Genomic DNA, 840 nt, shown 5'->3' with positions numbered 1-840 from the left:
CGCCCCACGGTTCCACGGCCGAACCCCGCCCGACGGCTCAGCGGCCGAAGCCGAAGACCAGGCCGGTGACGGCGGCGCCCACGATCCCGCCGGCCACGACCTGCCCGACCGTGTGGTCACCCAGCCGTACCCGGGACCACCCGACCAGTACGGGTACCGGCAGGCTGAGCAGCAGACCCGGCCCGAAGGCCAGTACCAGCACCACGGCGGCACCGGTCGCCACCGCCACGTGGATCGACATCTTCCAGCGGGGCGCGAGTAGTGCACCGACGACCAGGCCGACCGCCCCCGCCGTGACCAGTGCGCGTACCGGACCCGGTGCCCCCAGCAGGGTCAGGACGAGCAGCCCGGCCAGTACCGACGCCAGTCCGACCAGCAGCGGCCGGCGCCGCTGCTCGCGTACCCGCACGTGGTGGTCGGTGAGTCGGCCCCGGCGTACGCCGCCGACGATGTAGGCGAACGGGACGACGCTGGCGAAGAACGAGGCGAACAGTCCCCAGGCCAGGCCGGTACCACCCGGCGTGCTGTGCCAGCCGATCACCACCAGCAGGAGGGTGGCCAGGACGGCGGGCGCGGTGAACTCGGTGACCAGCCGGGCCAGACGCGGGGCCGGACCGGTGTCGTCGTCGCGCCCCGTCACCGCGCTTCGACGGATGCCGCCCGGGGCGTCGGCCCCGGGGACGGCGCCGGGCACCCCGTCGGCGCCGGGGCGACGGTCACGGCCAGGGAGCCCGGCGCGGCCGAGGAGATCATCACGGCCGGGGAGATCGTCCCGGTCGGGGACGGACGGGACCACGGGGTCACCGTGAGCCCCGGGGACGACCCGGGCCAGGGGACCGG

1 protein-coding gene is annotated in these 840 nt (G+C 75.7%); it reads right to left on the bottom strand.

Annotated features, from left to right (window positions below; translation table 11 throughout):
• Nucleotides 1–37 precede the first annotated feature (37 nt).
• Nucleotides 38–840: hypothetical protein (locus GSF22_RS33950; protein ID WP_439957845.1), on the bottom strand; the 803-nt coding region annotated here is incomplete at its 5' end.

The sequence above is a fragment of the Micromonospora echinofusca genome (assembly GCF_017614955.1).
GTDB lineage: Bacteria > Actinomycetota > Actinomycetes > Mycobacteriales > Micromonosporaceae > Micromonospora > Micromonospora echinofusca_A.
The sequence above is the reverse complement of the archived record's forward strand: the minus strand, read 5'-3'. Positions and strand labels throughout refer to the sequence as shown.